This window comes from Bradyrhizobium zhanjiangense (assembly GCF_004114935.1).
GTDB lineage: Bacteria > Pseudomonadota > Alphaproteobacteria > Rhizobiales > Xanthobacteraceae > Bradyrhizobium > Bradyrhizobium zhanjiangense.
Map to the genome: position 1 here is coordinate 3198075 of NZ_CP022221.1, position 12913 is coordinate 3210987.

General features: G+C 63.5%; 12 protein-coding genes. 8 read left to right on the forward strand and 4 right to left on the reverse strand.

The genetic code is table 11. The annotated features are described in order from the left end of the window. Window positions 1-329 precede the first annotated feature (329 nt). From XH85_RS14940 to XH85_RS14960, 6 genes are read left to right on the forward strand one after another with little or no spacing between them, the layout of a single operon-like run. Window positions 330-1067, forward strand: a complete 738-nt coding sequence (locus XH85_RS14940) for an SDR family oxidoreductase (protein ID WP_128932397.1) — start codon at window positions 330-332, stop codon at window positions 1065-1067. Between the two features lie 14 nt (window positions 1068-1081). Continuing rightward, window positions 1082-2263, forward strand: a complete 1182-nt coding sequence (locus XH85_RS14945) for an acyl-CoA dehydrogenase family protein (RefSeq protein ID WP_128932398.1) — start codon at window positions 1082-1084, stop codon at window positions 2261-2263. A gap of 24 nt (window positions 2264-2287) precedes the next feature. After that, a complete protein-coding gene (locus tag XH85_RS14950; protein ID WP_245473490.1) occupies window positions 2288-3043 on the forward strand; it encodes an acyl-CoA dehydrogenase family protein in 756 nt (251 codons plus the stop codon). 11 nt (window positions 3044-3054) lie between these two features. Further along, window positions 3055-3417 carry an acyl-CoA dehydrogenase family protein gene (locus XH85_RS46640; RefSeq protein WP_245474255.1) on the forward strand — a complete coding sequence of 121 codons (363 nt, stop codon included), beginning with the start codon at window positions 3055-3057 and terminating at the stop codon, window positions 3415-3417. 15 nt (window positions 3418-3432) lie between these two features. Further along, window positions 3433-4620: an acetyl-CoA C-acyltransferase gene (locus tag XH85_RS14955; RefSeq protein ID WP_128932399.1), complete on the forward strand. Its 1188-nt coding sequence runs from the start codon at window positions 3433-3435 to the stop codon at window positions 4618-4620. 22 nt (window positions 4621-4642) lie between these two features. Further along, on the forward strand, window positions 4643-5647 hold the full coding sequence (locus XH85_RS14960; RefSeq protein ID WP_128932400.1) for an NAD(P)H-dependent flavin oxidoreductase: 1005 nt from the start codon (window positions 4643-4645) through the stop codon (window positions 5645-5647). Window positions 5648-5775: 128 nt separating this feature from the next. Here XH85_RS14960 and XH85_RS14965 read toward each other — a convergent pair whose 3' ends face one another. Together XH85_RS14965 and XH85_RS14970 are read right to left on the reverse strand one after the other, a co-directional pair. Then, complete coding sequence (locus XH85_RS14965) at window positions 5776-5955, reverse strand: CsbD family protein (protein WP_128932401.1); 180 nt, start codon at window positions 5953-5955, stop codon at window positions 5776-5778. Window positions 5956-6102: 147 nt separating this feature from the next. Next, window positions 6103-7701 carry an alpha-amylase family glycosyl hydrolase gene (locus XH85_RS14970; protein WP_128932402.1) on the reverse strand — a complete coding sequence of 533 codons (1599 nt, stop codon included), beginning with the start codon at window positions 7699-7701 and terminating at the stop codon, window positions 6103-6105. A 334-nt stretch (window positions 7702-8035) separates the two neighbouring features. Here XH85_RS14970 and XH85_RS14980 point away from each other — a divergent pair, with 334 nt between their 5' ends. Next, complete coding sequence (locus XH85_RS14980) at window positions 8036-8818, forward strand: SDR family NAD(P)-dependent oxidoreductase (protein WP_128932403.1); 783 nt, start codon at window positions 8036-8038, stop codon at window positions 8816-8818. A gap of 119 nt (window positions 8819-8937) precedes the next feature. After that, on the forward strand, window positions 8938-9903 hold the full coding sequence (locus XH85_RS14985) for a cation diffusion facilitator family transporter (RefSeq protein WP_128937279.1): 966 nt from the start codon (window positions 8938-8940) through the stop codon (window positions 9901-9903). A 61-nt stretch (window positions 9904-9964) separates the two neighbouring features. Here the strand turns inward: XH85_RS14985 and XH85_RS14990 are convergent, their stop codons facing one another. Both XH85_RS14990 and XH85_RS14995 read right to left on the reverse strand, forming a co-directional pair. After that, entirely contained in the window at window positions 9965-11497 is a 1533-nt protein-coding gene (locus XH85_RS14990) for a malonate--CoA ligase (protein WP_128932404.1), read from the reverse strand. After that, window positions 11494-12903, reverse strand: a complete 1410-nt coding sequence (locus tag XH85_RS14995; RefSeq protein WP_128932405.1) for a malonyl-CoA decarboxylase — start codon at window positions 12901-12903, stop codon at window positions 11494-11496. Before XH85_RS14995 ends, XH85_RS14990 begins: the two co-directional genes overlap by 4 nt. Window positions 12904-12913: the final 10 nt, after the last annotated feature.

The window sequence follows — 12913 nt, forward strand, 5'->3', positions numbered from 1 at the left end:
GATACTTATAGCTAGCCGTTCGCCGCAGCGTTGTAAACGACGTTTTGCAAGGCCATGCAAAGCGACAGCTACTCTGCCACTCTGCCGATAAGTTGCCAGACGGCGATTTAGCGATTGACGAGTTCTAAAAAAGAACGTTAACTTCAATTCGAATAGGCCTCGGCCAAGCCGGGCTCGTCGTTTCGGGAGGTTGGCAGTGGCGGGATTTTTCAGGCGCGGCCGATATCGCGGGCGACCGGGTGATCACGGTGCGCAAACAGCGCAGTGGGCTGGACGCTCCGGCACGGCAGAACAGCTTCAACAGGTCTAATTTAACCGGGAGACGACCCTTGCAAAAGAGGAACGCAACCGTGGCCGTGATCGGTGCCGGCGACTATATCGGCGGCGAGATCGCAAAGAAGTTTGCCTCGGAGGGCTTCACGGTGTTTGCCGGGCGCCGGAACGGCGCCAAGCTCGAGCCGCTCGTCAAGGAGATCGAGGCGGCCGGCGGCGAGATTCACGCGCGTTCGCTCGATGCGCGCAAGGAGGAGGAGATCATCTCCTTCCTGGGAGACGCCGACAAGCACGCGCCGCTCGAGGTCTGCATTTTCAACATCGGTGCCAACGTCAATTTCCCGATTCTGGAAACGACCGAGCGCGTCTTCCGCAAGGTCTGGGAGATGGCCTGCTATTCCGGCTTTCTCGCTGGCCGCGAAGCGGCGCGGCTGATGCTGCCTCGCGGCAAAGGCAACATCTTCTTCACCGGTGCAACTGCGAGCCTGCGCGGCGGAATTGGCTATGCAGCCTTCGCCAGTGCCAAGTTCGGTCTGCGGGCCGTTGCCCAGGCCGCGGCGCGCGAGCTGGGGCCGAAGAACATTCACGTGGCGCATCTCATCATCGACTCTGGGGTCGACACCGAATGGGTGCGCCAACGACGGATCGAGGCGCTTGGTCCGAACGCCCTCGATAATCCTGATCTGTTGATGCCGCCGTCGTCCGTCGCGGAATCCTATTGGCTGCTGTATCAGCAGCCGCGCAGCGCCTGGACCTTCGAGCTCGAGATCCGCCCCTTCGGTGAGAAGTGGTAGCGGAGACTGTTGCGATGGAGCTCAATCTTTCCAGCGAGGATGCCGCCTTTCGTGATGAGGTTCGCACATTCATTGCGGAAAACTATCCGCAGGAAATGCGCGTTCCAAATCCCGAGACCGATTTGACCAAGGAGCAATCGCTGCTCTGGCATCGAATTCTCTACAAGAAGGGCTGGATCGCGCCGCTCTGGCCCGAGGAGTACGGCGGTCCGGGCTGGTCGATCACGCAACGCTTCATTTTTGAGCAGGAAACCTCTCGGGCCGGAACGCTGCCGCCGCTCGCGTTCAGCGTGACCATGGTCGGGCCGGTGATCTACACGTTCGGCAACGAGACGCAGAAGAAGAAGTTTCTGCCGCGAATCCTGTCGGGCGAAGATTGGTGGTGCCAGGGCTATTCGGAGCCGGGCTCCGGCTCGGACCTCGCGACCGTCAGAACCAAGGCGGTGCGTGAGGGTGACCACTACATCGTCAACGGGCACAAGACCTGGACCACGCTGGCGCAGCACGCCGACTGGATTTTCTGCCTGGTGCGGACGGATCCGAGCGCGAAGCCGCAATCCGGCATCTCCTTCCTGCTGATCAACATGAGGTCGCCCGGGGTGACGGTGCGGCCGATCATCACGATCGACGGCAGCCATGAAGTCAACGACGTCTTCCTCGAGGACGTCCGCGTGCCGGTGGAGAATCTTGTCGGCGAGGAGAACAAGGGTTGGACTTATGCCAAGTTCCTGCTCGGCAACGAGCGGACCAGCATGGCGGGCATCGGCCGGTCGACCCGTTACATCGGGAAGCTGAAGCAGATCGTGAAGGCCGAGATACCGGCGGACGATCCGGCACATCTCGAGTTTCTGCGGGACATTGCCCGCATTGAGCTCGATGTGCTGGCTCTGGAGGCGACCGAACTGCGCGTCGTCGCCCAGATGGCGCGTGGCATCGACCCGGGGCCGGCGGCGTCGCTGTTCAAGATCCGCGGCACCGAGATCTTCCAGAACATCACCGAACTTACTCACCGCGCGATGGGCAATTTCGGCCTTGCGATCCGCGAGCATCCAGCCAGCGCCAACCACTTCATGCCGGGCCCCGACTACGGACATACCGCGTCGGAGAAATACCTGAACGCGCGCAAGCTCAGCATCTACGGCGGATCGAACGAGATCCAGCGCAACATCATCGCCAAAGCAGTGCTCGGCCTTTAGGCGCGGGCGCATCGGGAGGATCGGATGGACATCCAGTTCACGGAAGAGCAGGACATGCTGCGATCCAGCGTCCAGCGTCTGCTGCGCGATCAATACGATTTCGACACGCGCCGAAAGATCGTGGCGAGCGAGCAAGGCTTCAGCCGGAAGCAGTGGGAGGCCTTCGCGGAGCTCGGCCTGCTCGCTGCGCCGTTCTCCGAGGACGCCGGCGGTTTCGGCGGCGGCTCGCTGTCGACCATGATCATCATGCAGGAGTTCGGCCGGCACCTCGTCGTCGAGCCTTTCGTCGAGACGGTCGTGCTGGCCGGGGGCCTGATCGAGCAGGCGGGCACGTCCGAGCAGAAGCAGGGTTTCATTCCCGGCATCATCGACGGCAGCAAGATCTGGGCGCTGGCCTGGACGGAGAAGGCATCCCGGTTCGATTTCGCTAACGTCGCGACCAGGGCGCGGTGTGAGGGGAGCGACTACGTTCTGAGCGGTCAGAAGACCATGGTGATCGCCGCGCCCTGGGCGGATCATCTGATCGTCTCGGCACGGACCTCTGGCGACGATCGCGACGGCGGCGGCGTCAGCCTGTTCGTGGTCGATCGCCGCGCCGTCGGCGTCGATCTTCGGAGCTTCAAGACGATCGACGGGCGCCGGGCCGCCGAGGTCGACCTGCGTGAGGTCCACGCGCAATTGCTGGGGGGGAAGGCGAGGGCGTCGCCGCGCTGGATGCCTGCCGCGAGCGTGCCATCGGCGCTCTCTGCGCGGAGGCCGTCGGCGCCATCGGCGAGCTGAATTCCGCCACACTGGAATATTCCAAGACGCGCAAGCAGTTCGGCGCCACCATTGGCTCCTTCCAGGTGCTGCAACATCGGATGGTCGACATGTTCATCGCGCATCAGGAGGCGCTCTCCCTGATGCAGCATCTCAACCTCAGCCTCGCGGCGGGCGATGCGGGACTTCCGCGGCTCGCCTCAGGCGCCAAGTCGAAGATTGGTTATGCCGGCAAGTTCGTCGCCGACCAGGCGGTGCAGCTTCACGGCGGCATGGGGATGACCGACGAGCTCAACGTCGGACACTATTTCAAGCGAATCTCCTCCATCAACATCCAGTTCGGCGATCCCGCGTTCCACCTGCTGCGCTACGCGCAGCTGGACGCGGCCGCGTAAAGAGAAGAGGCCAGCATGACGACCGAAGCAGTCATCGTTTCCACCGCAAGGACCGCCGTCGGCAAGGCCTATCGCGGCGCGCTCAACAACACGGACGGCCCGACCATGGCCGGGCACGTGATGGCCGAAGCCGTGAAGCGCGCAGGCATCGAGCCGGGCGAGGTGGAAGACGTGGTGATGGGCTGCGCGATGCAGCAAGGCACTATGGTGATGAACGTCGCGCGCAAGGGCGCGATCCGCGCTGGCCTGCCGGTCACCGTGGCCGGCACCACCATCGACCGCCAATGTGCCTCCGGCCTGCAGGCCATCGCCGTTGCCGCGCGTTCGGTGATATCGGATGGGGTCGAGGTCGCGATCGGCGGGGGCATCGAGTCGATCAGCCTCGTGCAGAACGACCACATGAACCGGTTTCATGCCGTCGACGATGAATTGATGGCGATGAAGCCTGAAATGTACATGTCGATGCTCGAGACCGCCGAGGTCGTCGCCGAACGCTACAAGATCGGTCGCGACAAGCAGGACGAATACAGTCTCGAATGCCAACGCCGCGTCGGCGCTGCCATGCAGGCCGGCCGCTTCAACGACGAGATCGTGCCATTCACGACCAGAATGGCGCTCGTCAACAAGGACACGAAGGAGGTCACCTACGAGCAGGTGACGCTGACAAAGGACGAAGGCCCGCGCCCGGAAACGACCGCCGAGGGCCTGGCCAGGATCAAGCCGGTGTTCGAGGGCAAGACCATCAGCGCGGGCAATGCCAGTCAGCTTTCCGACGGTGCTTCGGCTTGTGTGATCACGAGCGACAAGATTGCAGCCAGGAAGGGTCTCAAGCCGCTCGGCATCTTCCGCGGCTTCGTCGCTGCCGGCGTCGAACCCGACGAGATGGGCGTCGGTCCGGTCGCCGCGATCCCGCGGCTGCTCAAGCGCCATGGTCTGAAGATCGAGGACATCGATCTCTGGGAGCTGAACGAGGCCTACGCGGTGCAGGTGATCTATTGCCGCGACAAGCTCGGCATTGACCCGGACAAGCTCAACGTCAATGGCGGCTCGATTGCGATCGGCCATCCCTACGGCATGACAGGGGCGCGGCTCACCGGTCACCTCCTGATCGAGGGGCGGCGGCGCAAGGCGAAATACGGTGTGGTGACCATGTGCATCGGTGGTGGCATGGGCGCGGCGGGACTGTTTGAAATCATCCACTGAGCGGAAACGCGGGAGGTCATTCGTGAAGACAGCGATCACTGAACTGTTCGGCATCGAGCATCCGATCATCCAGGGCGGCATGCACTATGTGGGGTTCGCCGAACTCGCCGCCGCGGTATCGAATGCCGGCGGCCTGGGGATCATCACGGGCCTGACGCAACGGACGCCGGAACTGCTGGCCAAGGAGATCGCGCGCTGCCGCGACATGACGGATAAGCCAATCGGGGTGAACCTGACCTTTCTGCCCACCTTCAGCGCGCCGCCCTATCCGGAGTACATCGCAGCGATCAGAGAGGGTGGCGTCAAGATCGTCGAAACAGCCGGGCGCAGCCCCGAACAATACATGCCGGCCCTGAAGGCAGGCGGCATCAAGGTGATCCACAAATGCACCTCCGTCCGTCATTCGCTGAAGGCCGAGCAGATCGGCTGCGATGCAGTCAGCGTCGACGGTTTTGAATGCGGCGGCCATCCGGGCGAGGATGACATGCCAAACATGATCCTGTTGCCGCGTGCGGCCGAGGAACTGAAGATCCCGTTTGTTGCTTCCGGCGGCATGGCAGATGCGCGCAGCCTGGTTGCAGCGCTGGCGATGGGGGCCGCCGGCATGAACATGGGCACCCGCTTCATCGCCACCAAGGAGGCTCCGGTGCATGAGAACGTCAAGAATGCGCTGGTCCAGGCCTCGGAGCTCGATACCCGGCTCGTCATGCGCGCGCTCCGCAACACCGAGCGGGTCCTCAACAACAAGGGCGTTGAAGATTTGCTCGAGATCGAGCGAGAGAAAGGTAAAAGCCTCAAGATCGACGACATCCATGACCAGGTGGCGGGCGTCTATCCGAAGGTGATGATCGACGGCGATATGGACGCGGGCGCTTGGAGCTGCGGCATGGTCGTGGGACTCATCCGCGACATTCCGACCGTGAAGGAACTGGTCGACCGCATCATGGCGGACGCCGAGCGACTGATCAGGGGCAGGCTTACGGGATTCCTGGATGCCGACAGCACCGCTGCCCTGAAGGTCGCATGAAGCGACGGCGAGCGGATTGGCACCTCGTAGGGCTTGCCAAGCGCGAAATGCATCCCTCCAAAGCGGTTGCAAGACCCAGGAGAACGCCGCTTCATCTGATTGCTAAAGCGCCGGCTGCGACGGCGCGTTCACGTCAGCTGGTGGAGCTTCTTCAGCGGATTGAGTTCGCTCGGCTGGCCCTGTTCCTCGCGGCCGCGCTCCGCCTCGGCCTTGCCGTCCTCGTGGAGCTCCTGATCCCCGACGATCTCGCCGACGGCCTGTTTCGCCTTGCCGGCGATCCGCCGCTTAAGACCTTTCACCTTGCCCATGGCAGCCTCCAAGCTCACGCCGCTGCCCCGGCGCCAAACGGGGAATAAGCGCCGGGGCCTGCGGTTTCGTCCAAAGTGCGTCCGACAGCAGGGGGCAGATGCCGGAGGCGTGGGTCAGACTCCTTGGCGCGCCGATGGTTCCTCCGATCATCGCCGCGCGAGCTCGATGATCACGCCTTCGTTGCCCCGAAGCAGGATCGATGCGTCCGGCAATGGCTCGCGCGGCCGGTCCAGATGTGTTGACATCAGCAGTCGGCCACGGCCGTGCCAGTGCCATCTCCGCGGCTCGGCGGCGATGTTGAGGGCGACCAGCACTTCGCCCGCGTCTGTCACGCGCTTGAAGGCGAGGACGTCGTTTTGCGATCGCAGCGGCGCGTGGCTGCCTTCGCGAAGACAGGCATGCTCGCGCCGCAGCGCGATCAGCGCGCGAAACAATGCCAGGATGGAATGTTCGTCCCGTCTCTGCTGCGCCACGTTGGGCGCATCGCCCGGCCCCAGCGGAAGCCATGGGCTGCCTGTGCTGAATCCACCGCTCTCGCTGTCATCCCAGCGCATCGGCGCGCGCTCGGGATCGCGGCAAAGTTCATATCCCGGCACGAGCTTCTCGAAGGGATCGCGTATGCGATCGGCTGGAATGGGGACGCGTTTACGGCCGATCTCGTCGCCCATGAAGAAAAACGGCGTTCCCCGCAGCGTCATCAACAGCATCGCGAGCACGCGCATCTGCGCCGCACCGATCTTGCTCGCGATCCGCTGCTTGTCGTGCCCGCCGATCACCCATACCGGCCAAGCGTCCTTGGGAATGGCGTTGAGATAGGCATCGATGGTCGCCTGTAGCGACAGCGCGTCCCATTGCGAGTCCAGCAGCGCGAAATTCAGCGGCAGGTGCAGGCGCGGTCGATCGTTGCCGTAGAAGTGCCCGATCCGGTCGGTCTTGCCCTGAACTTCGCCGCACAATAGCCGGTCCGGATAGCCATCGATCACCTCACGGATGAATTCGATGCACGACATCGTCTCCGGCCGGTCGTCGGTAAATACCGCCATATGGCGTTGCGGCGGCGGCTTGTCCTTGGCTTGCGGGTTTGGTGGATTGTCGCGCAACAGATCGTCCTTGATCAGCACGGCGCTGGCATCGACACGAAAGCCGTCGACTCCGCGGTCGAGCCAGAAGTGCATGACATCGGCGATCGCAGCCCTTACGTCCGGATTGCGCCAGTTCAGGTCAGGCTGCTCGACCAGAAAGGAGTGGTAGTAATATTGCCGCCGCGCGTCACACCACTCCCAGGCGCTACCGCCGAAACGACTCAGCCAGTTGTTCGGCGGTCCGCCATTCTCGGCCGGATCGGCCCAGATGTACCAATCGGACTTTGCGCTGTGGCGCGAACTGCTGCTCTCGACGAACCAGGCGTGGTCGTCGGCAGTGTGATTGGGGACGAGGTCAAGAATGAGCCGGATCCCTTCCGCGTGCAGGGCGCTGACGAGGCGATCGAATTCGTCGAGCGTGCCGAAGCCCGGGTCGATTGAACAATAATCGGAGATATCATAGCCGAGATCGCGAAAGGGACTGCGGTAGATCGGCGTGAGCCACACCGCATCGATGCCGAGCCATCTCAAATAGTCTAGCCGCGACATCAAGCCGGCGAGGTCGCCTTTGCCGTTGCCATTGGAATCCTGGAACGAGATCGGCGCGATTTCATAGATGACCGCGGATTGCCACCACGCGCGTTCGTCACGGGATTTGGTCATTGCCTCGATTTCACCTCGTTGCAGGTGGCCTCTCGATAAAGCTCTGGAAACGGACAGCGCTGGCGCAGCTCGTGAGCTTGATGATGGCGTCGCGCGGGCCCTGGATTTCCGGGTCGGTGACGGTGTCGCACCGGATGTCCGCCTTGCCATGCCAAACGAGCGCCTTGATCTCGGTCCTCCGCCATCAATCATGTGGCATCTAAGTTCAGGCATGAACGATGGTTGCTATGCAACGCGCAAATTCTTCGCACTGCACCGGACCCGTGCGGGAATAGGAACAGCTGGCCGGTCGAGCGATTGGGCATCATCATCCCAACCCGCGAGGATACGCCCTATGGCCGCCAATCAATTCGCCGTCGTCACCGGCGCCTCAACCGGTATCGGCCTGGAACTTGCCAGGTGCTGCGCCCAAGCAGGTTTCAATCTTGTCATCGCCGCGGACGAGGCCGCGATCGAGGGGGTGGCCGTCGACCTCCGTAGGTTCGGCGGCAGCGTGGAGCCGGTCGAGACCGATCTCGCCACCATCGAGGGCGTCGACAAGCTCTGCGCCGCGGTCGCCGACCGTCCGATCGACGCGCTGCTGGCCAATGCCGGCATAGGCCTTGGCAGGGCCTTCCTCGACCAAGACTTCCAGCGCATCAGGCACGTCATCGATACCAACATCACCGGCACGCTCTATCTGATCCATCGCGCCGGCAATGCGATGCTGCGACGCAACTCCGGGCGCATTCTCATCACGGGCTCGATCGCCGGCTTCATGCCCGGCAGCTTCGAGGCGGTGTACAACGCCTCCAAAGCTTTTCTCGACTCGTTCTCCTTCGCTCTGCGCGAAGAGCTGCGCGATAGCGGCGTCACCGTCACTTGCCTGATGCCTGGCGCCACCGACACCGAATTCTTCCGCCGCGCCGACATGATGGACACCAAGGTTGGCACCGAGCAGAAGGATGGCGCCTACGAGGTCGCCAAGGCCGGCTTCGATGCAATGCTGCGCGGTGAGGCCGACATCGTCACCGGGCTGAAGAACAAGATCCAGGCGACGGTCGCCACCATCACGCCGAACGAGATGCTGGCCAAGCAGCATCGGAAGTTGGCCGAGCCCGGCACGGCGAAATCGTAGCGCGAGAGTGCACCAACTCTCGCGGCACGCCGTAGATACCGCGTCTGCTGTGATGGCGCTGACCTTCTGTGCGTAACGGCGGGTCCGCCGACCGCAGAGGAGGACTGGCCTTGGTGAACATGGCCGCTGCATCATCATCGAAGACCACGGTCTATGCCGCACTTGCCGGCAATGTGCTCGTCGCGATCACCAAGATCGGCGCGGCCATCTGGACGGGAAGCTCGGCGATGACGAGCGAGGCCGTACACTCGGTGGTCGACACCTCCAACGAGATGCTGCTGCTCTATGGCTACCGTCGTGCCAGCCGCCCAGCGGACGAATCCCATCCACTCGGCTACGGCCGCGAGCTGTATTTCTGGAGCTTCATCGTCGCCCTGGTGATCTTTGCGCTCGGTTCGGGCGTCTCGCTCTATCAGGGCCTCGTGCATGTTGCCGCGCCTGAGCGGATCGAGGATCCCATCGTCAGCTTCGTCGTGCTCGGGCTGTCGTTCCTGTTCGAGGGCGCCTCGTGGCTGGTCGCCCTGCGACGTTTCCGTTTCGACGCGGCGCGGTTCGGCTACTATCGGGCCTTTGTCCGCAGCAAGGACCCGCCTGCATTCATGGTGCTGCTCGAGGACAGTGCGGCGCTGATCGGCATCGTCATTGCGGTCGGGGCAACGGCGGCGGCGGTGTGGCTGGAGCAACCCGTGTGGGACGGCGTCGGCTCGATCCTGATAGGGATTCTGCTGGGGATCACGTCCGTCGGGCTCGCCCGCGAGAGCAAGAGTCTGCTGATCGGTGAGCCCGCGCACCCTGAGCTTGCGCGGTCGATCCTCGAGATCGCCCGGCGCTCGCCGGGGGTGCTGCAGGCCAATGGGCTCCTGACGGTCCAACTATCCCCGGACGAGATTGTCGCCGCCCTCAGCGTCGAGTTCACCGACGAGAAGCGCGCCGACGATATCGAGCAATGCGTGATCTCGCTCGAAAGAGAAATCCGCAAGCATCATCCAAGCGTCGCAGCCTTGTTCATCAAGCCGCAGACGAACGCGCGCTTTCACGCCGTTCGGGCGAAACGCAGGGGTGGAAGCTCCCAGAGCCATCAATGACCCGAGAGGCGCTCGCCCCGGTGCGCTCCCTCTGCGGAGCGGACCGTTCAAGCCGTCCGTATCAACTCCCCTGGCCGGCCTTGGCCGAATAAAGCTCTGCAAAGCGCTCCCGCAATAGGTTTTTCTGTACCTTGCCCATGGTGTTGCGCGGAAGCGTCTCGACGAAGATGATGCCCTTGGGCTGCTTGAATTTCGCCAGCCGTCCGGACAGCGCTGCGAGAATGGTGCGTTCGTCCACGGACGAGCCCGGCGACCGGACCACGGCAGCCGTGACGCCCTCGCCGAAATCGGCATGCGGCACGCCGACGACGGCACTTTCGGAGACCCCCGGGACGGCGTCGATCTCCGTCTCGATCTCCTTCGGATAGACGTTGAAGCCGCCGGTGATGATGAGATCCTTGCCGCGGCCGACGATGTGCAGATAGCCATTTGCATCGAGCTTGCCGAGGTCGCCGGTGATGAAGAAGCCGTCGCTGCGGAATTCGGCGGCGGTCTTGTCCGGCATGTTCCAGTAGCCCGCAAACACGTTCGGCCCCTTCACTTCGATCATGCCGACCTCGTCCGCGGGCAGCGCCGCACCGCTTTCGGGATCGGCGATCCGAACTTCGACCGCGGGCAGGGGGCGACCCACGGAGCCCGGAATGCGCTGGCCGTCATAGGGATTGGAGGCGATCATGCCGGTTTCGGTCATGCCGTAGCGCTCCAGGATCGCGTGTCCGGTCCTCGCCTGCCAGGCGCGGTGAGTCTCGGCAAGGAGCGGCGCCGAGCCGGCGACGAACAGCCTCATGTTGGCGGTCGTGCGCTCGTTCAGGTTCGTGCTCTCGAGCAGGCGTACATAGAAGGTCGGCACGCCCATCAGCACGGTGCTGCGCGCCATCGTCGCCAGAATGCGCTCGGCGTCGAACTTCTGCATGAACAGGATGCGCCCGCGCGCGGCGAACGTGACGTTGCAGGCCACGAAGAGCCCGTGAACGTGGTAGATCGGCAGCGCGTGGATCAGCACGTCCTTGCTGGAATAGCGCCACTCTTCAACCAGCGTCAGGGCGTTCGAGGCCAGATTGCCGTGCGTCAGCATGGCGCCCTTCGAGCGGCCGGTCGTGCCGGAGGTGTAGAGAATGGCGGCGAGGTCGTCATTCCCCCTGGCCACGGTGTCGAATGCAATCGGGAAGTCCGCCGCGGCATCGGCGAGCGAGCCCCTGCCGTGGTGATCGAGCGTCTCGACCCGGCCGCCTGCTTTGGCAGCAATGGCGCGCAGGTCGGCTTCTTCCTTCGGATCGCACACGATCAATGTCGGCTGCGCGTCGCGGACAAAGTACTCGGTTTCGGCCGGTGTATAGGCGGTGTTCAGCGGCAGATAGACGGCACCGGAGCGGAGCGTTGCGAGATAGAGAGCGATGGCCTCGACGGATTTCTCGACCTTGGCAGCGACACGGTGGTCCGGACCAATGCCAATCCTGGCGAGGAAGTTCGCAAACTTGCCGCTGAGGGCGGCGAGTTCGGCGTAGCTCAACGTCGCGCCGCCCTCCTTCTCAATGCAGATGGACTGATCGGACTCCACAGAAGCAAGCAGGCGGTCGTACAGGTTCCAGGTCATGACGAGATCTTCCGTTGAGAGTTGGATTGGGGACTCGGAACGAGGTCGCGCGATGACAATTTCGCGCGAAGGGCCTTCTTCACCTTGTCGGACGCCACCACGGTGCCGGCTTCCGCAAACGCTTCGTGGTTCGCCTCGATGTGCTCGAGCGCGTAAAGATAGTTCACCATCAGCCCGTAGGACTGCTTCATGCCCTTGGGCGAAGCATCCCCCAGGAAATTCAGCCGCTCCAGGCGCGCGCCGTTGCCGAGATGGAAGCGGGCGACCGGATCGACCGGCTTGCCTGACGGCAGCTTCGCCTTCAGGAAGTAGTAGGCCGCAAGCGCGGTGATGGCCTCTTTCGCCTGCGCGATGTTGCCGCCGTCATCGAGCGCGGCCAGCGCGCGTCGCGTCTCCTCATCGATCGCGCCGGAGGCCTCTGTCTTGAGCTCGCGTCGCACCCAGCCGGCAAAGCCAGGAGCGGGCGACAGCGTGACGAAGGTCTTCAGGTTCGGCAGCTCGCGGGCGAGGTCCTGCACCACCTGCTTGATCAGGAAATTGCCGAACGAGACGCCGGCCAGGCCCTTCTGCGTATTCGAGATCGAGTAGAACACGGCAGTTGTCGCCTCGCGCGCGGCAATCGCCTGGCGCGATTTGTCGAGCAATGGGCCGATCGCGCCGGGAATCTCCTTGGTGAGCGCGATCTCGACGAAGATCAGCGGCTCGTCGACCAGCTGCGGATGAAAGAACGCGTAGCAGCGTCGATCCGGCGGCTCGAGTCGGTTGCGCAAGTCCTCCCAGTCCTGGATGGCATGGACGGCCTCATACTTGATGATCTTCTCGAGGATGTTGGCGGACGTCGTCCAATCGATCGGCCGTAGCACGAGGAAGCCCCTGTTGAACCAGGACGAGAACAGATGGACGAAATCGTCGTCGACCGGCTGGAGCTCGGGATGCTCGCGCAGCAGCGAGAGCAGCACCTCCCGCATGCGAACCAGCGACGAAGTCCCGCCGGGCGCCAGATTGAGGCGCCGGATCAACTCCTGCCGGCGTGGCTCGGCGGCGGCATGGAGCGCCTCGAGCTTGCTTCCGTCGCCGCCCTCCTTGCGTTGGTAGGCCGCGATCGCGAGCTCGATCGCGCGACGGTCGGGCCCGAACCGGTCGGCGAGCGAGGCGAGGAATTTCAGCCGCTGCGGCTCGCCGGCCTGCTCGAAAGCCGCAAGCAGCGATTGCGCGATCGCAACGCCGGAGGCTTCGCCGCGCCTGGAGAGCAGCGCTTCACCCAGAAGGGCGAGATCGCGATCCTCGCCTGGCTCACGATCCGGCTTGATGCCCAGAACCGCGCGACCACGTTGCGTCAAGGTATCGATGAGCCCTTGCAGGAACTCGGGCGCCGTGATGCGTCCGGATCTTGTGTCGTTCAGCATCGTTCATGCC